Below are 24916 nucleotides of genomic sequence, written 5' to 3' on the forward strand. Positions count from 1 at the left end.
ACGTTTGTTGATTAAAGAGGATTGCAAAATAAAGTCAGATAAATTAATAGAAAACCACGTTGAATCGATTCGGACGAATAGCTTTAAAAACAATACTATGGACTATCGGCAGTATTATTGCCCTTTTATTACTGATCATTTTCCTTATACGACTGCCCGCAGTTCAAAATTATGTTGTAGGTAAGGTAACGAACTATTTAGAGAACAAAATTGGTACGCCGGTAAATATCGGATACATCAACATCACTTTTCCGAAAAAAATAGTATTAGAAAACGTCTATTTTGAGGACCAATCCAAAGACACGTTGATTTCAGGAGAAAAACTATCAGTAGACATCAATATGTTTAAGCTGCTGAAAAATACCGTAGAGGTACAGCAGTTAGAATTAAAGGGTATTACGGCTAAAATAAACAGGACACTGTCCGATAGTAGTTTTAATTTCGATTACATTGTCGACGCGTTTGCTTCGGAAGAGGAAAGTACTGCAGATGCCGATACGACCTCCGCCCTTGTTTTCGATATCAACGACGTACTTTTCGAACGGATTCATTTTGTTTATCATGACGAGGTTATCGGGACAAGTGCGGACGTTCGGTTACAACATTTCGACACGAAAGTAAAGAAGTTTGACCTAACCAACAATATGGCCTTCTCGATGCCCAACATTCAATTGGACGGACTCACCGCTCTGGTTAAACAATGGGCACCTGCTTCTGAACAAGAAACTCCTTCAGCAGAAGATTTTGGTATTAAGGATGCATCCGTCGAAGCGTCTTCTTTGCTCCCAGATCTCGAAATAAAAAATCTGGATTTACGTAATATTCTGGTGGAATACCAAGACTCGTCGGCAGCTATGGACACCCGTTTTGACATCCGCAAGTTAACCGCAGATATCAAAGAAATAGATCTTAATAAGGAAATTGTACGTTTGGGTAAAGTTACCTTAGCTGAATCCGATTCCCAGATATTATTGGATAAAGTTGCATCAACGCCGACTGTACAAGCGGAAGCGGATACCACATCGGACAGCAGTTCCATGAACTGGGTTGTATCTGCTGACAGGTTAGCCATCGATAAAACCAATGTTTGGTTTAAAGACAATAACGAACCACGTATGAAAGGGTTCGACTACTTCAATATTAAAATCAACGACTTTTTGGGCGAACTTGAGGATCTATACTATTCGAGTGATTCTATTTCCGGTTCTTTGAAAAATCTCTCTATGGTAGACCATTCCGGTTTTGCCATCAAAAAGTTACAAGCAGATTTCGTATATCATAATACGGGTGTAGAGATACGAAATTTCATCGCACAGACGCCCCAAACCACTATCCGGGATTATATCAAGCTATCCTATCCATCATTGGACGCTTTAACAGAAAATCCAAGTCAGGTACTTGTCGAAGCCAACATTAACAAGTCGACGATTGACATGCGTGATATCCGTTATCTTGTACCGGATCTGGACACGATGGAGGTCATGAAGCCGCTTTTGGCTCGCTCTTTTTACATCAACGGCAGTGTCAAAGGCCGCATGGACAACCTAACCATACCCAACATAGAATTTAGAACGCTAGACCGCACACACTTGATAGCCAGTGCAGTTATCAAAGGGCTTCCAGACACCGACAAACTTTATATCGACTTGAACTTGAAAAAATTTACGACGGGCAGAGCCGATATAGAACGTTTAGTTGCAAATTCGATGATGCCGGACAGTCTACAACTTCCTAATGCTATCAGTCTGTCAGGTACATTCAAGGGAGGGATGTCTGGTTTCGATGCCAATATGAGCCTCGTAACCGAAAAAGGAAACGCTACGGTTAATGGCAACATGCAAATGGGTGCAGATACCACTTACAATGCGTATGTATCTATTGATGATTTGGATATTGGAAATATTTTAAATCAAGATTCTGTTTTAGGTATTATATCCGCAGAAGCGAAAGTCGCGGGAACTGGATTAGATCCGAAAAATATGAACGCTTCCGTAGACGGGCGTTTGAACCATTTGGATGCGATGGGCTATACTTATCGTGATATACAATTACAAGTAGATGCGAAAGACGGTGATATTGCGGGTAAGCTAAACAGCCCAGACCCCAATATACAATTTAACATGGATTTTGCCGCCGACATGCGCAATACGTATCCAAAGGTGCAGGCGACACTCATGATTGATAGCGTGAACCTTCAAAATCTCCACCTGATGGAGGAGAATTTCAGATATCATGGAAAAATTGTCGCTGATTTTGAAACAGCCGACCCCGATTACCTAAACGGCTCCATTGTTGTTGCTAACTCCTCTATCGCCTATAACGACTCCCGTTATACATTGGATAGTATATCCTTGGTAGCAACAGCAGACACCAGTAGAAACACCTTAATTCTAAGATCAGAATTTCTTCAAGCGCACATGGTTGGAAAATACCAGCTCACGGCATTGGCCCCAGCCATACAGGACATCGTACAGATTTATTACAATCCCAGCAATGCTCCAAAAGATACGACCTCGTACGACCCGCAGAGTTTTGAGTTTAGTGCGACACTCAACCACTCTCGTTTTATACGCAACTTTCTCCCCAATTTAGAAGAAATGCGTGATATCACCTTAGACGGCACGTTTAATAGTGCCTCTCAAAATTTTATGGCCAAACTGATAGCACCAAAAATTGTATACGAAGGTATATCCATAGAAGACGTAGGTGTCGATTTAACAACATTTGATAGCACACTGTATTATTCTGCGCTCATCCACAAAATCAAAATGGGCAATATAGAATTGAATAATACCGTGGCGAGCGGTAACGTGGTAGAGAATAACATCGACTTAGGTCTATGGATAAAAGATAAGCAGGATAAGGAACAATATCACCTGGGTGCAAGAATGCGGGTAGCTGAAAATAACTTTATTTTTAGTCTGCACGAGGATGGATTGAAACTAAACTATGAAGATTGGCAAATCGACACAACGAATACGATTAGTTTTGGCGAGCGCGGTGTTCATGCCTCTAACTTCCGTTTAACTAACAACGGACAAGAACTTCTTGTACAATCGCAGGATTCCTCGCTTAATGCACCTATCGATGTATCGTTTGACAACTTCAGAATCGAAACCTTCACGCAAATGTTGGAATCCGAGATGCTTGATTTGGGAGGAGGCATCAACGGTACAGCTACCATATCTCGTCTAGAGAGTAGTCCAGTATTTGTTTCCGATCTGACCATTGATAGATTTTACTTCGGAAAGGACACCGTCGGTAATGTGTTAGTTAAAGTAGACAACATTAAGGAAAACACGTTCTCTGCTGACGTCAAAATCGAAGGAAACGGGAACGATGTACAGCTTATCGGGGATTTCATCAGTCCGCCAGACGGAACTGCTTCGCTCGATGCAACGTTATCGTTAAAACCAATGAAGATGACCACCATACAAGCGTTTAGCTTGGGTTATCTAGAAGACTGCGCAGGTGATTTGGTGGGTGACTTAAAAATTACCGGCACCGTTGACGCCCCGAAAATCAATGGTGGACTTACGTTCCAAAACGGTAAATTAAACGTCGCGATGTTGAACGCAGACTTTCTCATGGACAACCAAACCATTCATTTCAACAATCAAGGTATACAATTCAAAAAATTTGAAATAAAGGATTTCCGTGGTAATTCTACCTTGCTAAACGGGTCGATTGCTACCACCACGTATACGGATTTTACCTTCAATTTAAATTTGACCATGAGCAACTTTGCTGCGGTCAATTCAACAAGAGAAGATAACGATTTATTTTTTGGGAAATTGTATCTGACTTCAAATCTTCGTATAAGAGGTAATTTGGATCAACCGAGGGTGGATGGAGATATTAAAGTCAATGAGAATACCGACTTCGTACTCATCGTACCCAACGACGACCCGGGTATTGCACAGCGAGACGGCGTTGTCAAATTTGTGAACCGTTCAGATACCGCACGCGCAAATGTATTTGCGCGATTGGATTCTATGACAACAGCAACACAACTATCCGGTATGGACATTGCTCTCAATCTAGCGACCGATCCTGAAGCAAAATTTAAAGTTATATTAGATGAAGGCACACAAGATGCACTCAACATACAAGGTATTGCAGAGTTGAATGCAACTATTGATGCAAGCAACAAAATCACCATGTCTGGTACCTATACGGTAGAAAAAGGAGATTATACTTTCTCTTTAGGTCCAATTTCGAAACCATTTCTTTTTCAGAAAGGAAGCACTATCACTTGGAACGGTGACCCCTTGGACGCCCGTATGGATATTACGGCGATATACCGAAACCGCTTTCCAACATTGGAACTCGTACAATCACAAATTGGCGGCGAAAGTCAAAATCTATATAAGCAGCGGATCCCTTTTGACGTAAAACTAATCCTTACGGGCGAGCTGTTCAAGCCAGAAATTAACTTTGATATTGACTTAGATGAGAACAACGCTATCGTTTCACAGGACGTCGTCAGTAAGGTTAACATCGCGTTAGCCAATATACGGGAGGACCCTGCGGAATTAAACAAGCAAGTCTTTTCTTTAATCGCACTCGGTCGTTTTATGTCCGCTAACCCATTTGAAAGTCTCTCTGGCGGTGGTGGTGCTGAAGCGATGGCACGGAATACCGTGAGTTCGTTCTTAAGTAGCCAGCTGAATAATCTCGCTTCCGACCTTATTAAAGGGGTGGAACTTGATTTCAACCTACAATCAGAAGAGGATTATTTAACTGGAAATGCGCAAACAAGAACGGATCTAAATGTCGGTGTTTCCAAGATGTTATTTGATGATCGCTTAAAAATTACTATTGGCTCCAATTTCGAAGTCGAGGGGAACACACGTCCGGGAGAAAAAGCATCTAATATTGCAGGCGACATTTCACTGGATTATCAACTTTCAAAAGATGGACGTTACTTTGCTCGTGTATACCGAAAAAATCAATATCAAGCCACATTGCAAGGCCAGTTTGTGGAAACTGGTATCGGTTTTATTATTACAATGAGTTATGACAAATTCAAAGAGCTTTTCATGAGTTCTAGAGCCTTAGAACAATACTACAATACAGACAGTAGGCGTTTCCGACGTCGTTTCGATGTTGAGCGGATGGAAATCGATTCTGTTTATCGCGATAGTGTACGCTCCATCATTCGGGACAGTCTTATGAAGAACAATCCCGAATTTCGAAAACGTGTAGAGGAACGTCAGAAAACCGAACAATTAAGACAGCTGCAAAATAGCGCAGACAGCTCGACTACTGTCCCTGCTTTAGATTCTACCCATCGCTTCATCCGAAAAGAGGAAGTAGAACCCAAAGACGAACAACAAAAAGACGCAACAAAAACAACAACAGATACAACAGCGCATGCCATCCGAGACGATGAAGAAGAAAGGAGGTCCCATGAAGACTAATCTGCACCGCCTAACAATGGGTGTGATTGCCATGATTGTGACGGTAAGTTGTAATCCAACAAAATACCTTGCTGAAGATGAAAGACTGTATAACAAAGGAAACGTCATCATCCATCCCGTAGATAGCATCCCAGCCGAACGAAAAGAGGCATTTGAAACCCACTTAGAAGAAATGTTACGTCCCAAACCCAACAAAAAATTCTTGGGTATGCGCTTTAAACTCGGTCTCTACAATATGGGAGGAGGATCGGATTCAACATCGGGAGCCATCAATCGGTGGTTAAGACAACAGGGAGAAGAGCCTGTTTTGTTAAGTGATGTAAACCGTGAATATAATGAAAACCTCTTACGAAATAGGATGGAGAATTTCGGTTTTTTTAATGCTTATGTGACTTCGGACACCACGATAGATGGCAAATTGGCAGAAGTCACTTACAATGCACATCCTGGAAATATCTATCGAATCGCCAAAGTTGATTTTGAGATAGACTCCACCTCACAACTTGGAAAAGATATTATAAGTACGAAATCGCAATCCTTATTACATGTGAAGAGCAATTATAATTTAGATGTCATTCTAAATGAGCGAGACCGTATCGACAATGATTTGAAAAACAAAGGATATTATTATTTTTCGCCGGATCATTTATTGGTAGAAGTAGACAGCAGTGGAGGAAATCACCAAGTAGATATGTACGTCACACTGAAGCCAGAAACACCAAATAAGGCGAAAGAACCTCAAAAAATCGGAAACATTTTTATCTTCCCGAATTATCGGCAAACATCACAGGGCTTCCAAACAACACGACCTCGGAAGCAGCAGCTGTTTAACAACCAGCATTATATTATAGATCCCGAGGACACCTATCGTAAAAAAGTATTGGCTAACCATATCTTTTTTAATAAAGGAGACACATATACCCGATGGGAACATAATCGAACAATTAGTCACCTTGTCAATCTCAACGCTTTTAAGTTTGTCAAAAACACCTTTGTTGACAATCCTGATTCGGCCAATACGATGGATGTTTATTACCACCTCACGCCCATGCAGCGCAAATCGATTCGCTTCGAAGTGATCGGAAAGACCGCGTCGGTGTATAACGGAACAGAAGTCAATGCACATTGGACACTTCGCAACGCATTCAAAGGTTTTGAAACGCTTACCTTGAGTGTCTTTGGTGGTTATGAGACACAAACGGGCGGCAGCGTTAACCTAAATTCTGCGTACATACGTTATGGAGCAGAAGCGGGTATTGTATGGCCGCGTTTGCTTTCCCCTTACAAGTGGGCTCCGTCCAGACGTTATATTCCCAAAACATATGCAAAAGTCGGTTATGAGTTTTTGAACCGACGAAATGCTTATACCCTTAATTCCCTTACCCTGAATTATGGATATAATTGGCGAGAAGACGATCAAAAACAACACGACTTGGCCGTTGCGGAAATTATCTATGTACAGCCGCGTAATATTACAGATGATTACCGTGCACAAATGGATACAGTCCCTACCCTACGCCACATCGTAGATCCACAATTTTCGTTCGGACCCAACTATTCCTACACTTTTACCAACTCAATGGATGCGAATCGGCAGCATACATTTTACGTAAAAACAGGTCTAAATACCTCTGGTAATATATTAGGATTAATTCAAGGGGCGAATTATGATGAAGGCGCTAAAGAGATTTTCGGTACTCCATATGCGCAGTTCATCAAAGCGGAAGCCGATTTCCGTCATTACATGAAATTATCATCTCACTCCCAACTCGCATCCAGAATAATGGTCGGCATGAGCCACTCGTACGGAAATTCTCGATCGCTACCCTATTTAAAGCAATATTTCTCTGGAGGTCCAAACGGACTACGTGCGTATCGTCCCAGAGCGGTAGGTCCAGGATCAGCTTATCCAGAAAATTTAGGTGAAAACAATTTCTTTGCCGACCAGACTGGGGATTTCAAACTGGAGCTTAATACAGAATACCGCGCTCAACTAGCCGGCATGTTACATTGGGCAGCTTTTATTGACGCTGGGAACATATGGTTGCAACGAGAGGACGAAAACAAGCCGGGCGGGAAGTTGTCGAAAAATTTTTATAAAGAACTGGCAGTAGGTACAGGATTGGGATTACGTCTTGATTTGGACTTTTTAATCATCCGGACGGATTTTGCGATACCGGTACGTGTACCCTATCGGAGTCCGGGTGATCGTTGGGTATTCAAATACATTGATTTTCGAGATCGAGCGTGGAGAAGAGAAAACCTTGTGTTTAATTTAGCCATCGGTTATCCGTTTTAAATTTCTTTTATTTTCGTTCTATTTTTCGTACATTTATCTACACATCAAATCTTTACCAACCAAAAAAAGAGAAAAGATATGCAGACTAAAATCACGGTTATTGGAGCAGGCGCTGTTGGTTCGACTACAGCGGACAATCTTGTACGGAGAAACATTGCAGAAGAAATTGTACTATTAGATATTAAAGAGGGTGTTGCAGAAGGTAAGGCCCAGGATATGATGCAGACAGCAGCTCTTTTAGGATTTGATTCCACCATCAAGGGGGTCACTAACGATTATACGCAAACAGCAGGTTCGGCGGTAGCTGTGATCACTTCAGGTATCCCCAGAAAACCAGGCATGACTCGCGAAGAACTTATTGGAACTAATGCTGGCATTGTCAAGTCTGTCGTAGACAATTTAGTAAAACATTCGCCTGACATTATTATCCTTATTGTGGCTAATCCCATGGATACCATGACTTATCTCGCGCTAAAATCGAGCGGTCTGCCCAAAAACAGAATTATAGGCATGGGCGGCGCACTGGATTCAGCACGTTTCAAATACCAGATTTCCCAAAAGCTGCAGGCTTCTGCAAACGATCTAAATGCAATTGTTATCGGTGGACACGGCGACACAACCATGATTCCCTTGATACAGCATGCTACGTGGAACAGTATTCCAGTCACCAGTTTCCTTACGGCAGAAGAGCAAGAGGATATTGTTAAAAAAACGATGGTGGGCGGAGCCACACTAACTGCGTTGATCGGTACTTCGGCCTGGTATGCGCCCGGAGCGGCAACAGCAGCCATGGTAGAAAGTATTATACGTGATCAAAACAGGTTATTTACCGCATCTGTATTCCTAGAAGGCGAGTACGGAGAAGAAGATATCAATATTGGCGTGCCGGTCATTGTCAATAGAAAGGGCTGGGATCGTATCGTTCCATTGGAATTATCCGAAGAGGAAAAAACCTCATTTAAAGATAGTGCAAACGCCGTAAGAAACATGAATCAAGTGTTGAAAGATAGTAATATCATATAACACGCTTTTTTTGCATGGGTTTTATTTTTATATTTCCTAAGTTTAACCCATGCAAAAAATTCCATTAGAGCTATTGGAGCTACAGGGCGATGGCTACCATATATTGATTGATGTTTGTTTATTTGACCAACCGTTTAAAATGGTGCTGGATACCGGGGCATCAAAAACCGTCCTCGATAAAACCACACTCCTTCAATCCGGAATTCCGGAAGAAAAAATAGAGAATACCAATATCATCTCAACCGGGTTAGGCACAAATTCTATGGAAAGTTTTATCCTCGAGTTACCCACTCTCGCAATAGGCAACTGGAAAATAAAAAAATTTATAACTGCAGTACTCGATCTGAGTGCTGTGAATTACGCATACGAGCAGATGAATCTCCCCCCTGTCATCGGTGTATTGGGTGGAGACATTCTATTTTCCTATGCTGCTCGAATCGATTATCGGAAACAGCTTTTGATCTTACGAGACCGTAAAATAAGTTGAACTAATGTATGTTTATCGGTATAAAATCGGTCTTTCTCCGTATCTTAGGCTCATGCTGTCTGCTCCTTGTTTTTCCAGCTGTTACATTCGGTCTGGATACGCTCTCTGTTGACACGCTGTACAAGCTAAATGGAGCAGGCCGATTTGTACACCATTTGGGGTTCGAATCCCGCGCAGGCTATATATTACCAAATGTTCCATTTTACGCAGGATTCAACAATCAACGAAAACCTATTCGAAAAGCATTATCCGGGCACATAAAATACGCCTTTCGATTCCCAAACGGATCATTGGGAGATAAAATTTATGCACATACGTATCAAGGAGTAGGCGTATCATTTTATAACTTTGGTAACCGCCAAGAGTTAGGCAACCCCAAAACAGTATACTTTTTTCAGCGTTCTAATATCGCGCAATTAAGCATCAATACGGCCTTAGATTATGAATGGAATTTTGGCTTATCTACTGGCTGGAAACCACATCATTTTGTAAACAATCCTTATAATATCGCGATTGGCTCCAAAACCAATGCCTATCTGAATGCAGGCATATATGTCCGATGGAGATTAACACCGCATACCGATCTGGCAACTGGTTTAGACTTTACACATTTTTCAAATGGCAACACAAATTTTCCAAATGCAGGACTCAATATGCTCGGTTTAAAAATGAGCATATTGTATGATTTTAGAAAACGATCGTCCGTCACAAAACAGACCGCCATCCCTGACTCTTTACGCGCGTCGTATACCAAACATATCAACTATGATCTCGTTGTGTTCGGTTCATGGCGCCGGAAAGGAGTCGACGTTATGGGACAACCTGTCGCTTCGCCTCATCAATATCCAGTTTTAGGTATGTATTTTGGACCGATGTACAATGTAAGCTATAGGTTTCGAACAGGCGTCTCCGTCGACGCGGTATACGATGGCAGCGCGAACGTTTATACTAAGAATTATTTCTCGGCTACCCTCGAAGAAAAGTTCTTTAAACCATCCCTAAATAAACAATTGGCTTTAGGCCTATCCGCGAGGGCCGAATATATCATGCCGATTTTCACTATTGGTGTCGGTTTGGGGGGCAATATCCTACACAAAGGCGGAGATCTCCGAGGCACTTATCAAACATTTGCACTAAAGATTGCGACCACCAAAAATTCATTTTTACACATTGGTTACAATCTAAAAGATTTTCACGAACCCAATTATTTAATGTTAGGTATAGGTTATCGATTTAAAAACAAAGCACCGTCGTTACTGTATTGATGGCGGTGTATTATATTTTCTTAAACAATCGCCGGTGAATGTGTAATCGCAAATAGGTATAAAAACCTAACGCTATAACAATGCCGGTTGTTCCCATCACATAGAGCGTACGCTGGATTCCAATATATTCAGCCATTGCTCCCACCAAGAGTGTTCCCACCGGCACTATACCTTGGAAAGCCATCACATAATAACCTATTACCCGAGCACGATAGCTCGGAACCGCGTGTGTTTGGATATACGTATTAATAGATGAATTCTGCATCATCATAGCAAACGCAACCACCATCGTAAACACTAAAGCTAATGGTAGAATACGAGCAAACGCTAATAAACAAAGCGCTGCCCCCATTAAAAAAGCAGAAAATAACACGCGATATCGCAGATTTTCACCAGTTTTTAATCGGGCCATATTGATGGCGCCGATCATTGCACCAAAACCAGCGGCACTTTCAAACCAAGAGAACGTCGATTCATCCCCTATAAAAAGATCCTTAGCCACTGCCGGTAATAAAGATGTGTAAGGGATAACAAATAAACTGGAAAACACCAGTACGATAATCAGCGATGAAATGTGGGGAGAACGTACCAAATAGCTAAACCCCTCTTTAAGGGCCCGCCAATTACCCTCTTTAATAAGCGTTGACGGATCTTCTTGCACACGCATCAGCAGCAGACAGATAATAACAGGCACAAAACTGATAAAGTTGATACCAAAACATACAAACTCGCCGTATTTGGTCAACAAAATACCGCCAATAGCGGGTCCGACCATCCTCGCAGCATTAAAGATAGAAGAATTTAAGGCTATAGCATTGGGTAAATCTCGTTTGTTATCGACAAGCGATATCATTAAGGATTGTCGGCTAAGTACATCGAAAGCGTTGATGACACCTTGTATAAACCCCAACATAGACAGGATAAAAACAGTTTGTAAGTGCAGTCCTACCACCAAAGTCAGCACACCAGCCTGTATCATCAATCCGATTTGCGTAAGAAAAACCAATTTGTATTTCCTATGTTTATCGACAAACGAACCGACAAACGGCGAAAGAATCAAAGAAGGTAATAAAGCAATAAATTGTACGAAACCTAACCAAAAAACAGAGTTCGTCATTTCATAAACCATCCAACTGATCGCAATCCGTTGCATCCAAGTACCCAAAAGCGATATAGCCTGACCGATGACGTGTAATCGGAAATTAGGATAAGAAAGCGATCTAAATATATCCATGAACGGCAAAAAATGTTTTGACTAAACTTAACCAGATTGAGAATAATATAATTACTTTTGTAACATACTTAGGTATGTTATGTTTTAAATATTTTAAATCACTATAAACAATCTAATAAACATGAAATTTTTTATCGATACCGCGAACTTAGCACAGATCAAAGAAGCACAGGATCTCGGTGTATTAGACGGCGTAACTACGAATCCCAGCCTTATGGCGAAAGAGGGTATCAGTGGCGAAGAGAATGTAATCAATCACTATAAAGCTATATGCGATATTGTAGATGGCGATGTAAGTGCAGAAGTTATCTCTACCGACTATGACAATATCATCAAAGAAGGTGAAGCACTGGCTGCTCTAAATCCTAAAATTGTGGTGAAAGTTCCCATGATTAAAGATGGCGTTAAAGCTATCAAATATTTCAGCCAAAAAGGTATCAAAACCAATTGTACACTTGTTTTTTCTGCGGGCCAGGCCTTATTAGCTGCAAAAGCAGGAGCAACATATGTATCCCCATTCATTGGACGATTGGACGATATTTCCGTAGATGGTCTTGGGTTGATCGAAGAAATCCGTCTTATCTATGACAATTACGGCTTTAAAACAGAAATCTTAGCAGCTTCCGTACGCCATAGTGCTCATTTATTGGGATGTGCCAAGATTGGAGCGGATGTTATGACAGGGCCTCTATCCGTTATCCTTTCCTTATTAAAGCACCCATTAACCGATAGTGGATTGGCACAATTTCTAGCAGACCACGCGAAAGCAGCAGGAAAATAAAAATAATTTTACTTCACAATAAAGCCTCTCCGGATTATCTCTGGAGAGGCTTTTTTACTATCGTTCTTATAATGTACTTAAATCCACAGCAAAAACGATTGTGAGGCTAGCATTTCTCCTGTTCTCCAGCCACTAGAAAGAAGCCATGGAGCCCCGCTCGAAGGCTATCGATAATAACCCGGTATAGAAGCAGCCTTTGTGCTATCCCCTCCTTATCCCTAAATGTCACATCCGAAATACCATCTCTTCCTTTCAAATGTCCGAAGTGACAATTTTTATAGTCCACACCAGCACTTGACTATTTGCAAAAAACAAATATTAAAAATTCCGTAACTTTACCACTATCATGACGAATGAAAAAACACAAAAAAACAAAGACTTCAAGGAACTTCTTCGGGAAAATGGATTAAAAGTAACCTCCCCGAGACTGCGTGTTTTAAAAGAAATAACGCATAAAGAAGCAGCTATATCCCAACCAGATTTAGAAAAAATAGTTGGGACGGATATTGACCGGGTCACTCTATATCGCATTCTATCGAGCTTCGAAGAAAAGGGAATTGTACATAAAATCTTTGATCTGAATGGTACAGCAACTTATGCAATGTGTTATTCCAACTGTACCGAAAACCATCATCACGACCAACATGTGCACTTCATTTGTTCGATCTGCAATAACGTATATTGTCTAAACGAAGTAAGCCTTCCGAAGATCACTTTACCCCCTCACTTTGCGCTGCACTCTCTCGCTATTAATGCGGTCGGACTGTGTGGAAACTGTCAAAAAGAGACCTAAATAGTCTTCTGAAATACTACTTTGAGGAAAATGCTTTCTGGATTCAGAAAGCATTTTTTTGTATAAAAACACGACAAAAAACTTCAAAAAATAGCAATCTAAATTTTTACCAAAAAGTATATAAAATATTGTTTATTAACTAATTAATAATAGTAAACGAAATTAAAAATTTAATAAAAGAAGTATTCAATACTTTAGAAAACAAGTACCGATCCCCTCAAACCAGCTCTATGGGCTTTAGGACAGCTGTTAAAAAATAATAATTTTATCTAAAATATATTTAACAATCTATTTATTAATGAAATAAACCAAGTAAAATAAACTAAAATAGCACACACAAAAACAAAGCAACAAACACTTCTTTTTTGATCGTGTAAAGAACATTTTTTACGTATCTTAGTTTTAGTAAATGAACATTGGCACTTGCTCTGTGGGAGGGCGAAGTATCCTCCTCCCCCTTTTCAAATTTTAACGATTGGAAGAGTGGGTATCAAGTTATAATTTGGAATATATGAAAGAAAAAAAAGAGAACACATATAAAGAAGTTCTAACTCACCTCATCGTTGACATATTTGAAAAATCAAACAACACACCACTCAATTATAAACAGGTAGCTGCAAAACTCAACCTGAGTGATCCAGAGTCAAAAAATGCTATTGCAGAGATACTTTCTAACGAATCCAAATCCGGCAAATTCCTGCAAATAGAACGTAGCAAGTTTAAGTTACGCCAGCTCCATGTTTACATCCAAGGCAAGGTGGATATGACAGCCGATGGTTCGGCCTATGTCATCCCAGAAGATGAACTTGAAAATGACATCCATATTGCTCCTCGAAAACTGAGACAAGCGCTCCATAATGACATCGTTAGAGTACACGTCTACGAACGTAGAAAAGGCAGGAAACGAGAAGGGGAAGTTGTGGAGGTTATCCAACGTGCAAAAACAGATTTTACGGGAACGATGGACATATCCAAATCGTACGCTTTTTTCCTCCCGGACGATAGAAAAATGATTCATGATATATTCGTTCCACTGGACAATTTAAACGGCGCGCAACACGGAGAAAAAGTAGTTGTTGCTATTGTCGAATGGCCGAAGAATGCCAAAAACCCGATTGGAAAGGTAAAAAGTATCCTTGGTAAAAAAGGGGAAAATGATACCGAAATGAATGCCATCCTTGCGGATTTTGGTTTTCCATTATCATTCCCTCACGAAGTGGAAGCCGAGGCAAATGCTATTCCAGAACAAATTTCCGTTGACGAGATAAAGAAAAGACGTGATTTCCGTGATATACTAACCTTCACGATAGACCCTTTTGACGCGAAGGATTTTGATGATGCTATTTCGTTTCAAACACTAGATAACGGAAATTATGAAGTGGGCGTACATATTGCCGATGTCTCTCATTACATGCAGCCGGATTCGTTATTAGATAAAGAAGCTTTTGAACGCGGCACTTCTGTTTACTTGGTCGACCGTGTAATTCCAATGCTTCCCGAACGCTTATCCAACGGTGTATGTTCATTACGCCCACAGGAAGATAAACTGTGTTTTTCTGCGGTATTCGAAATGGACGATAGAGCAACCGTCTTAAACCAATGGTTCGGCCGTACAGTCATCAATTCCAATCGCCGTTTTAGCTATGAGGAAGCACAAGAGGTTATCGAAAAAAAACAGGGAGACCATGCACCCGAAATCCTTAAACTGAACGAACTTGCCTACATTCTGCGAGAGCGTAAGTTCAAAAACGGTGCGATCAGCTTCGAAAGCGAAGAGGTTAAATTCCACCTCGATGAAAAAGGGAAGCCCATAGGTGTTTATACCAAGGAGCGGAAAGATGCGCATAAGCTTATAGAGGATTTCATGCTGCTTGCTAATCGGAAAGTCGCTGAATATATCGGAAAACAGGGAAAAGGTAAAAATAAACTAACGTTCGTCTATCGTTTTCATGACACCCCAAATCCAGAAACATTGACTACGTTTTCACAATTTGCTTTGCGGTTTGGACACAAACTCACGGTTAAAACAGACAAGGAGGCTGCTAGATCACTTAACGCTCTCCTGACAAAAATCGAGGGCGAGAAAGAACAGAACCTCTTAACGACCCTCGCCATCCGCTCTATGGCCAAAGCTATCTACACCACAAAAAGCACGAGCCACTACGGACTCGCTTTTGATTATTATACACATTTCACCTCTCCTATTCGCCGTTATCCGGATGTCATGGTACACCGTTTATTACAATTTTATTTAGATGGGGGAAAGAAAATAAATGCCGAACATTACGAAAAAATGGCGGAGCATTCCTCTCAAATGGAGAAAAAAGCTGCCGAGGCAGAACGTGCTTCCATTAAATACAAGCAAGCAGAGTTTCTGGAAGACCAAATTGGCGTAGAATATACCGGGATCGTATCAGGCGTCACGGAATGGGGTATGTATGTAGAAATCCAGGAAAATAAATGCGAGGGTATGGTCCGTCTACGGGATATCACAGACGACTTCTACACACTGGACGAAAAAAACTATGCCATCATTGGCCAGCGGAAGAAAAAGAAATATCAATTAGGTGATGAGGTACGCATCAAAGTAAAGAAAGTAGATCTAGAAAAAAGACAAATTGATTTTAGTTTGGTGTCATAGGACAAGCTGTTCTGTAGCATAAAAGATAGTATACGTTTACTAGAGAAACCCGTATAATATGAAAAGATGCTGTATATTTTTAGTGGCCATTTTATGGATTGCCGGATGCACAAAAGATGAAACTCCCGTCGACACCTCGGAATGTGTTGTTCGTATGAAAGACTTATACAAGTCGGAATTGAAATGCACAGAAAAAGGCACAATGGAAATAAACTTGTATTCCGGTTTATATAAAAAAGAGGTGGTATACTTCACCAATATCGTATGCGTAGCATGCAATACCGTTCCGCCTTCCTTCGGCTACACATGCGACAATAAGAAGGTAGTTTTTGACAATTTTATAAACGTAACAGATATTAAACAAGTTTATAACAGCTGTACAAACGAATTTATGAAATAATAAATTTCCTCGGGATTATTTGTGAAGAACAAGTTTTTCTGTAGGAACGCCATCTTCTTCTCCTACAAAATAACGCTCGAATCCGAATTTTTCTAAGAGTCGTTTGGAAGCGATATTATCAGGATCTATAACCCCGACAATATCATCATTAGGTGCTATCTCCGCCGCTTTTTCCAAAAGCTTTTGACATATTTTTGTTCCGAAGCCTTTTTTCCAAAAGGTACGTTTCAAAAGATACCCTATCTCTAACACGGAACGGTCGCGCTTATATCTTACGAGTTTACAATCCCCGATCAATTCGGTATCGTGGTCTATAACTTTAAAATATCCCAGGAGGTCATCGTCTTTATTGATCTGCAAAATCTCCGTAAATTTCCGCAACGCTTGTTCTTTCGACATCCCTTTTCCGGTAATGTACTTCATAACCTGGTCATCTGTCACTAAAGAATAATAGCCGTCAAAATCTTCCTGTTTATATTTTAGAATCTGCAACATAAGTAAAGTTAAATATGAAATTACATTTTTTGAACACTTAATATCCGTATCCAAAAAACGAAATAACTAGCTTTGTCAAAAATAATAATCAATAACATCTTAAGATATGCATTTTTTAGATATTGCCAAGAACAGATACAGCACAAAAAAATATAATCCGAACGAAAAAATAGCAGAAGATATCGTTCAACAATTAACGCAGATCTTGCAGTTAAGCCCTTCCTCGATAAACAGCCAACCGTGGAAGTTTACGATTATCTCTGACACAAAAATTAAAAGTGAATTAGCGAAAGTTTCCTATCATAATCTGGAAAAAATCAATCAAGCGAGCCACTTGGTTGTATTTAGTGCCATTGATAACGTGGAAAAATTCGAGCATGAGATTCTTTCACAATTACCGGAGGGCGCTGTAAATTATTATCACCAGCTCGTCAAACCGTTAGGCGAAGCAGGCATCAAAAATTGGATGCAGCATCAAGTTTACCTTTCGTTAGGCTTTTTCCTAGCCGCCTGTGCAAGTATGGAAATTGACTCAACGCCTATGGAGGGCATCCAATCGGATAAGTACGACGAAATATTGAAATATGATGGATATACCGCGTTATTTGCGGCTGTGATAGGTCAAAGGGACATGGCAGATTTTAACCAGCCTACGCTCAAACCAAAATTCCGACGACCGTTAGAAGAGGTGGTAGATCATGTTTTTTAAACCTACCCAAACTGACCATGAATATAATTGGCAGTCATTTCATTTTCCGGAGAGTCAAAAATTTTATGCGTAGGCCCCTCTTCTTTAATCTCGCCAAGATATAGGAATACGGTTTTGTCTGCTATACGTTGTGCCTGTTGCATATTGTGGGTTACAATCACTATGGTATATTTTTTTTTCAAGTATACGATCAACTCTTCAATTTTCAAGGTGCTGACAGGGTCAAGTGCTGAACAGGGTTCATCCATAAGGATCACCTCCGGTCTTAGCGCTACAGCTCTGGCAATACATAAACGCTGTTGCTGCCCTCCCGAAAGACGCGTGGCAGGCATCTTCAAATCATTTTTAACTTCCTCCCACAGAAAAGCTTCTCGTAAGGCTTTCTCTACAATCGATTTATCACACGGAAGGTTATTGATACGCAATCCATACGCAATATTCTCATAGATACTTTTGGGGAAGGGATTCGCTTTCTGAAAAACCATACCAATCCGCTTACGGATTTGTGTAACCGGAACGGATTTGGCGTATAGGTCGAGATCCTCCAACTGCAGTGTCCCTGTTATTTTCGCATCGGGGGATAGATCATGCATCCTATTAAAAGAACGTAATAAAGTACTCTTCCCACACCCAGATGGACCGATTAAAGCGGTTATTTCGTTTTCTACAAATTGTATATCAATATTTTTCAAAACCTGTTTAGTTCCGAAACTTATATTTAGATTTCTAGCAGATAATTTCGTTTTCATGTTCGTATTATTTTACATCTCAGTTGCACTTTTTCTATATTTAAAACGAATATAGAAGGCCGTTAAATTCATAAAGAACACCACAATGATCAATATCAGCGCCGTTCCATACGCGATAGGCCTTACCTCCTCAATGGATTGATGCTGTGTGGAAAGCATATACAGGTGATAAGGCAGCGCCATAAACTCCTGATTTAGGTAACCATTCGAGTTATTAATGTAGAATGCGGCCCCCGTAAAAAGGATTGGTGCTGTTTCTCCGGCAGCTCGTGACAACGTCAGTACGACGCCCGTCAGTATACCCGGCATAGCGGAAGGTAATACAGCGTCTTTAATCGTTTCAAATTTCGTCGCTCCCACCGCTAATGCGGCTTCCCGAGTACTATTCGGGATACGCATCAAGGCTTCTTCCGTCGTCGTGATAATATAGGGTAGCGAAAGTAATCCCAACGTCAATCCGGCAGCTAGCAAAGATGTTCCCAATTGGAGTGCTTGAACAAATAAAGCCAGTCCAAATAAACCATAAATGATAGATGGAACGCCTGAAAGATTCCGTATAGAGGCTCTGATAGTACGTGTTAACCAATTATCTTCTGCATATTCGTTGAGATATATGGCACAGCACACGCCAAACGGAATCGCAAACAATGCCGTGAGTATCGTTAACATTACGGTACCAATAATAGGCGTCAAAATCCCCCCCTTGGTCATCCCTGCACTAGGAACCTTAGTAATAAAGTCCCATGATAATTGCCCTGCTCCCTTAGAGACAATTTCCCAAATAACAACTACCAAAAAAAAGCATACCAAAACGGTACTGATCAACAACGTGCCCCACTCTACCACAGCAGATATCTTCGACGATTTAAACAGCATGATATTTCCTAAAACGGTTAATAAAATATTCGCCTAACATATTCGCAGCCAATGTCATTAAAAACAACACCGTGGCTATCGCGTAAAGGGCAAAGTAATGTGTAGTTTGATAAGGAACCTCTCCCATCTCTATGGCTATTGTCGCCGTCATGGTTTTCACAGAGTCAAACATACTAGTAGGTAAAATAGAAGCATTTCCTGTAGCCATAAGCACCGTCATGGTTTCTCCAATGGCTCTACCTACACCCAACATGACTGCGGCAATAATCCCTGGCGCAGCTGCTGGAATAATGATTTTACGTAGGGTTTGCCATTTGGTTGCCCCCATTGCGTAGCTAGCTTCTTTATATGTTTTTGGCACGGCGTGTATAGCGTCTTCCGCGATCGTGATGATAGTAGGTAGCGCCATGACGGCTAGCAGAATAGCACCATTGAGTGCATTTAAACCGTTAGAAAGATCAGCTAGATCTGCAATCCCCGGACTTAAAACAACTATCCCTAAGAAGCCGATGACAACCGAAGGAACTGCCGCTAACATTTCGATAGCCGGTTTCAATAAATTTTTTACCCGCGGCGAAGCGTACTCCGCAATATAAGCTGCTGTACCAATCCCTAGAGGGATAGCAATAAACATCGCGCCGAAGGTCACTAGTGTCGTACTCAGCACCAAAGGTAACATGCCATATTTTGGAATCGCAGCTGTCGGACTCCACTCCATGCCGGTAATGAAATCCAATGGTTTCACATCCATGAAAAAAGAGAATGAATTATATACCAGCATAGCCAGAATCCCCCCTAACAGGGCCAAGACAAGAAGCCCTGTTCCTTTAAACACAATCTTGAAAAGAATATCCAAAGATAAACGAGTTCTATATTTCATCCGATTGATTGTTTAATATATAATAGCCATGATCTTCAATGAGCTTTTTACCTACAACGCTCCTTTCGAAAGCGATAAAAGGACGAACCTTATCCCAGGATTCTGCCAAGACAAATTGATACAAGGGGCGTTGAAAAAAATAGTTCCGTTGGTTAATTGCTTCCTGATCCAATGGAGAAATGGCTTTCTCCCCTCTCCTTTCGACAATCTTTAATACTTTTATACCTTGCGACCCTACCGGATCGTCCGCTACGTAGCCCGCTCCTACATAGCCTATTCCCGTTCTATCTGCTTTTACGCCCTCGATAATCTGTGCGTTACCCGTCATTTCTTTGGCCGCATTCGAAAATTCTATTGCCAGTTTCTTCTTGATAAACGAGTGTGTACCCGAGCTACTTTGACGACCGTAAATATTAATTGGAAGGTTGGCTTCAGTCAATTCGGACCAATTGGTAATGTTACCACTTAGAATTTCTGCTAGCATTTCGACTTCTATTTCGTCTATCGGTAAGTCCTTATGAACAACAAAAGCAGTAGCGTCTTCCGCAAAGACGACTGTTTTCAGTGCAATATTTTTTTCTTTAAACTGTTGCTGTTCTTTCTCAGAAAGAGGTCTGGACGAGTTCGCAATATCTGCCTGACCATTCAAGAGAGAAGTTATACCCAATCCCGAACCACCCCCAGAGATAGCAATACTAAAATCAGGATCTTCTTCTGTAAATTTCTCTGCGAGATTAACGGCAAGGTTAACTTCTGTATCGGAGCCTTTCATTTTTATAGAGTTGCTCCCATGACTGCAAGAAATACAAAGCCATGTGGCAGCAACGCCCACAGCGGGAAACAATTTTAATAGTCTCTCTCTCATCGCTACAAAAATGAATAATAGATATTAATAAATTGTTAATTCTATATTACCGTCTTCTCTTACCTGGTATTTAATGTAAAAAAATTGTAAAAATTAAGTTAACTATCCATGATTTTCCAAGATTCTAACATAAAAAACTGCCGTTGCTTTTACACAGCGGCAGTTTATTCCTATACAAAGTTACCGTAACGCCTAATAAAAGATTTCATAATCGCCTCTTAAAAACAACCATTGCAAAATGGGGTATCCTTTACTATTTACAGTGGAGGCCCAAGGGTTTTGCGGCCCCAGCTTCCATCCCAACACATTTTGATAGTTATTTATATCACTCAAAAATGCCTTGCTTTTTGTTTCGCCGTCATACGGTGTATCCCGCACGGTAACGACACCCGTGGTGAAGCTAGATGATGGAACCGGCGTACCGTTTTTTATCACGACAACCTCCTCAGACGCCCAGCAATTTTCGCCCTGCGCAATCACACCACCTACAGATCCCATATTAGTAACCACGCGACCTGCCAAACCATTTCCCACATTTTCTACCGATGGATTAAAAGCAATCAATCCCTTCACATCACCATCTGTCCAGCCTAAAACACCACCCGCACCACGGCCGGAATTCGTGTTGGAAAGAATTTTTCCCGCAGCGAAGCTATCATCTACCTTACCGCCATCCCAGACAATACCTGCCAAACCACCTGCTCGACTATTACTACTGCCCGAATTGGTTGCGATTACATCTGCTGTGGAGAAGCTGTTGACGATGAAACTTGTTTTTCCACCGTTTGCTTTACCGACATTACCGGCAATACCGCCTACAGCGTCTGTTCCCGTAACTTTACCTGTAGCGAAACAATTTTCTATCACACCGACCTTAACTGGCTTATCCGGTCCACGGAGACCTAGATATCCGGCAAAAGCACCACCACCATTTGTCGATTGTATATCCACATTAACAAGACCTAAATTCTTGCACGAACCGAATAGTACCCCAAACAAACTCGCATAGGCCGCATCTGTAGACGTTAAGTTTTTAATGACATGCCCATTTCCATCGAAGTGGAGGTATTTCAAATACGGATCAACGTTATTAACCGGTTTCCAATTACGCCCCACCATGTCAATATCCGCTGTCAACTTAAAATAGTAGGGGTTCTTTTCGGTATCACTCCAGTTTAGCGCATGTATCTGCTGTAGGTGATTAGCCGTAGCGATTAAATAAGGATTATCCGCGGTGCCATCTCCTCCCGCAAACTGCTCGTTGCTGCCACTTTTCTTTTTGACCAAGATGAATGTCCGCAATAGGCGTTGCCCGTAATGATTACGCACACTGTTGTCCGTCGGATAATTGACAACACCTTTGTCCTTGACGAACATGGTCGTAGAGCCTCCACCATCCATATTCAATGCGTATTGGGGGGCGAAATAATTCGTCAAAAACTGGGTTGCTTCCTTCGCGGTCATCCCCGCCGATTCACTAAAGCGACCATCGATCGTTACCAATAAGAGTTTATTGTCTTCGGTTAATGCAACCGCGGTACGCGGATGTCTTACCCCCTGATGTCTCCGGTAATCCTCATAATCCAGGCTATTCAGATTGATCCCGGTTACATCTCCAATAAAATCTTCTCCTACCCGCGTGTAATCATCAATTAACATGGGCGAACCCGAAAAAATATGCAGATACGGTGACTGGGCATAACTTTCTTTCGTACCATAGCCAATGGTCAGGTCTTGACCTGCATTGTACGATATAGCCCCCTCATGCTTCCAAAAGCGTAAATGGCCTTCTGTTAGGGTAACCGGCGAGACCACATTTCCATTGACTTTTATAAAGCTCGCTTCGATCTCGTATGTACCGTTGATTGCAGCGATGGCACCCCGCGCTTCTGCAACTGCAGATAGGGTATCTCGCTCACCTAGCGAAACAAACTCCAATTCGTAGTCTGGATTCGACAGATCAAGTTCCACCACATTGACAAATTGATTGGCGGTTTGCGTTTGGATATATTTCGAAAACTGATAATGTATCAAGCCATTGTCCAGTGTATCGCTGATCCATCCATCTTTATCCTTCAACGTTTCATGGGTAACCGGCGGTTCCGGTTCTTGGAGCTCAGGCAACAAATTACCGAACTCCGAATTATCTAATAGTTTCTTACTACATCCACCAAGTGGGATGACTGTTGTAAGACACCCTATTAAAAATAATACAATAAATAGATTATGCTTTTTCATTCGAATATTTTTTAATCGTTACCATCCCGGATTTTGTTCCAATATCTTGTTCGATAAATTAATTTCCTCTGTCGGAATAGGATACAGATAATCTTTATCCTCATCAAATGTTCTATTGATATTGCCGTGTGCCAAAACATGGCCTTTGTTGCCCTCTGACAGCACGATATCCTTTCCTACTTCCATAAAGAGGCTAGCGGATGATCCCGGTCTTGTACCTTGATACAAACAGAGGTCAATCGACCCATTGCCATCCAGATCAAAGTCGCCCAACCGGCTAAAGTACATACCTAGAAATGGCTTTTCAAACAGCTTGCCTGCTCTCCAGCGCATAATATCGTAATACCGATGTCCCTCCATCACCAATTCGATCCCTCTCTCCCTCCTGATTTCCAAAATGACGCCGGTATGTACCGTATTTTTCTGTGCCACATTCGGGAATCCCGTTTCGGCATCCAATAAATAGGCGTCAGGATTTGCATTTGCTTGTTCCAGATTTAGCGCTGGCATACTCACCCTCGTGCGGAGTAAATTTATCGACTTATTCAAATCTGCCTGATTCAGGGTACCCAATTCCGCTTTTGCCTCGGCAAAATTCAGATAGGTTTCCGCAATTCTGAACAAGGGCATATCGTTGAAACTGCTGTTATAAGCATCATATTGTGGTTCCATAGAATACTTGATAAGATGGTAACCCGTCAGTGCGAAAGACAGGTTAGGCGCTGCGGCCCCTCCACCAATCCTGGTGTATCCCGGTGTACGGATGGTCTGCGCCAAACGTGGGTCCCGGTTTTGCATTTCCTGCACAAATTCGCGTGTATTGTAGTTGGGGAGATCCGTGAACCGAAGTCCGCCGTTCGTCAAGTACGTATTTACAAAGCTCCTTGATAAACCCGGACGTCCTACCGTACTGGAGTTGGACGTATTCTGGACATTATGCGTCAAGTTAAGCCCGGCACTATAATGCCGCGCCAAGATAATCTCCTGACCGCGCGCATCGGAGGTTGCAAAGAGATCCCGGTAGGGCGCACTTCCACTAGTATACAACGTGTATCCACCATTGTCTATCAATTCTTCCGACGCCGTTACACAGGCCTGCAGATATTTTTCCGCATCGCCGATACCATGGTATTTCCGGAAAGTACCCTCAAATAGACCTACCCGTGATTTTAATGCGAGCGCCGTCCATTTATTCACCCGGTACACATCTTTGGTGGTCGGCAAATACGCGATGGCAAAATCCAAATCCTGCATAATGGAATCTGCGATGAGGGTTCTCGAATCGCGCGGTTTAAAAAGCCGTTCATCATCAGAACCTAATACTTCGTTAAACCAGGGCACATCACCAAACCGCTTCATTTTCTCGAAGTAAAAGTAAGCACGGAAAAACTTGGCCAAGGCATCGTATTCATTTCTAACCGCTATGTCATCCGCCTGATGGGAGTTTTCCAAAAGATAATTGATCCGCCGCAAGGCTGACCAGCTCCATCCTCCACCGGTTGCAGGCACTGTCCGTTGCCCCGATATTTCTGTATTTAAAGGCGTCGAAATAATCGCATCCGCCCGATCGCTGAATATGCTCGAAGCACTGGGTACGATATCTTCATAGAATTTGTTGCTGTACAAACGAAGTTCTTCTTCGTTAGAGAAATAAGTTTCTGGTGAAAGCGTTGCTAAAGGCACTTTATCTAGATCACAGGATACCAGACACAACACGGAACTTATCCCCCATATTATTTTAGTTAAATTCATTTTCAT

18 protein-coding genes are annotated in these 24916 nt (G+C 41.6%); 9 read left to right on the top strand and 9 right to left on the bottom strand.

Features of this window, described 5'->3' with window-relative positions:
* Nucleotides 1–59: 59 nt before the first annotated feature.
* The 5 genes from H8B17_RS11705 to H8B17_RS11725 all read left to right on the top strand — a co-directional run bounded on the left by H8B17_RS11705 (nt 60) and on the right by H8B17_RS11725 (nt 10497).
* Nucleotides 60–5423 (top strand): translocation/assembly module TamB domain-containing protein, encoded by a 5364-nt coding sequence (locus tag H8B17_RS11705; RefSeq protein WP_190309336.1) that lies wholly within the window; start codon nt 60–62, stop codon nt 5421–5423.
* Nucleotides 5392–7722, top strand: coding sequence for a translocation and assembly module lipoprotein TamL (tamL, locus tag H8B17_RS11710; protein ID WP_190309337.1), 2331 nt, complete (start codon nt 5392–5394; stop codon nt 7720–7722). The genes H8B17_RS11705 and tamL overlap by 32 nt, the downstream gene beginning before the upstream one ends.
* Nucleotides 7723–7800: 78 nt before the next feature.
* Entirely contained in the window at nt 7801–8745 is a 945-nt protein-coding gene (locus tag H8B17_RS11715) for a malate dehydrogenase (RefSeq protein ID WP_190309338.1), read from the top strand.
* 49 nt (nt 8746–8794) lie between these two features.
* Nucleotides 8795–9232 carry a retropepsin-like aspartic protease gene (locus H8B17_RS11720; protein ID WP_190309339.1) on the top strand — a complete coding sequence of 146 codons (438 nt, stop codon included), beginning with the start codon at nt 8795–8797 and terminating at the stop codon, nt 9230–9232.
* A gap of 8 nt (nt 9233–9240) precedes the next feature.
* Entirely contained in the window at nt 9241–10497 is a 1257-nt protein-coding gene (locus tag H8B17_RS11725) for an acyloxyacyl hydrolase (RefSeq protein ID WP_190309340.1), read from the top strand.
* Nucleotides 10498–10507: 10 nt separating this feature from the next.
* On the opposite strand, the gene H8B17_RS11730 is transcribed toward H8B17_RS11725, so the two are convergent.
* Nucleotides 10508–11731, bottom strand: a complete 1224-nt coding sequence (locus tag H8B17_RS11730) for an MFS transporter (protein WP_190309341.1) — start codon at nt 11729–11731, stop codon at nt 10508–10510.
* Between the two features lie 121 nt (nt 11732–11852).
* Here H8B17_RS11730 and fsa point away from each other — a divergent pair, with 121 nt between their 5' ends.
* The gene (fsa, locus tag H8B17_RS11735; RefSeq protein WP_190309342.1) at nt 11853–12512 is read left to right on the top strand and encodes a fructose-6-phosphate aldolase; all 660 of its coding nucleotides are present in this window, start codon (nt 11853–11855) and stop codon (nt 12510–12512) included.
* Between the two features lie 106 nt (nt 12513–12618).
* Here fsa and H8B17_RS11740 read toward each other — a convergent pair whose 3' ends face one another.
* Nucleotides 12619–12798, bottom strand: coding sequence for a hypothetical protein (locus H8B17_RS11740; protein ID WP_223816504.1), 180 nt, complete (start codon nt 12796–12798; stop codon nt 12619–12621).
* Between the two features lie 60 nt (nt 12799–12858).
* Between H8B17_RS11740 and H8B17_RS11745 the strand changes: the two genes are divergently transcribed.
* Nucleotides 12859–13305: a Fur family transcriptional regulator gene (locus H8B17_RS11745; RefSeq protein ID WP_190309344.1), complete on the top strand. Its 447-nt coding sequence runs from the start codon at nt 12859–12861 to the stop codon at nt 13303–13305.
* Nucleotides 13306–13816: 511 nt separating this feature from the next.
* The gene (gene rnr / locus H8B17_RS11750; RefSeq protein ID WP_190309345.1) at nt 13817–15946 is read left to right on the top strand and encodes a ribonuclease R; all 2130 of its coding nucleotides are present in this window, start codon (nt 13817–13819) and stop codon (nt 15944–15946) included.
* 415 nt (nt 15947–16361) lie between these two features.
* On the opposite strand, the gene H8B17_RS11755 is transcribed toward rnr, so the two are convergent.
* Nucleotides 16362–16841, bottom strand: a complete 480-nt coding sequence (locus tag H8B17_RS11755) for a GNAT family N-acetyltransferase (protein ID WP_190309346.1) — start codon at nt 16839–16841, stop codon at nt 16362–16364.
* Nucleotides 16842–16947: 106 nt separating this feature from the next.
* Here H8B17_RS11755 and H8B17_RS11760 point away from each other — a divergent pair, with 106 nt between their 5' ends.
* A complete protein-coding gene (locus tag H8B17_RS11760) occupies nt 16948–17550 on the top strand; it encodes an NAD(P)H-dependent oxidoreductase (protein ID WP_190309347.1) in 603 nt (200 codons plus the stop codon).
* Between the two features lie 2 nt (nt 17551–17552).
* On the opposite strand, the gene pstB is transcribed toward H8B17_RS11760, so the two are convergent.
* The 6 genes from pstB to H8B17_RS11790 form a co-directional block, all read right to left on the bottom strand.
* The gene (gene pstB / locus H8B17_RS11765; protein WP_190309348.1) at nt 17553–18299 is read right to left on the bottom strand and encodes a phosphate ABC transporter ATP-binding protein PstB; all 747 of its coding nucleotides are present in this window, start codon (nt 18297–18299) and stop codon (nt 17553–17555) included.
* Between the two features lie 12 nt (nt 18300–18311).
* A complete protein-coding gene (gene pstA, locus H8B17_RS11770; protein WP_190309349.1) occupies nt 18312–19175 on the bottom strand; it encodes a phosphate ABC transporter permease PstA in 864 nt (287 codons plus the stop codon).
* On the bottom strand, nt 19165–20055 hold the full coding sequence (gene pstC, locus H8B17_RS11775; protein ID WP_190309350.1) for a phosphate ABC transporter permease subunit PstC: 891 nt from the start codon (nt 20053–20055) through the stop codon (nt 19165–19167). The genes pstA and pstC overlap by 11 nt, the downstream gene beginning before the upstream one ends.
* Entirely contained in the window at nt 20045–20920 is an 876-nt protein-coding gene (locus H8B17_RS11780; RefSeq protein ID WP_190309351.1) for a substrate-binding domain-containing protein, read from the bottom strand. The genes pstC and H8B17_RS11780 overlap by 11 nt, the downstream gene beginning before the upstream one ends.
* 192 nt (nt 20921–21112) lie before the next feature.
* Nucleotides 21113–23158 (bottom strand): phosphodiester glycosidase family protein, encoded by a 2046-nt coding sequence (locus H8B17_RS11785; protein WP_190309352.1) that lies wholly within the window; start codon nt 23156–23158, stop codon nt 21113–21115.
* A gap of 18 nt (nt 23159–23176) precedes the next feature.
* The gene (locus H8B17_RS11790) at nt 23177–24910 is read right to left on the bottom strand and encodes a RagB/SusD family nutrient uptake outer membrane protein (RefSeq protein ID WP_190309353.1); all 1734 of its coding nucleotides are present in this window, start codon (nt 24908–24910) and stop codon (nt 23177–23179) included.
* Nucleotides 24911–24916: the final 6 nt, after the last annotated feature.

The sequence above is a fragment of the Sphingobacterium arenae genome, from assembly GCF_014692505.1.
GTDB classification, from domain to species: domain Bacteria; phylum Bacteroidota; class Bacteroidia; order Sphingobacteriales; family Sphingobacteriaceae; genus Sphingobacterium; species Sphingobacterium arenae.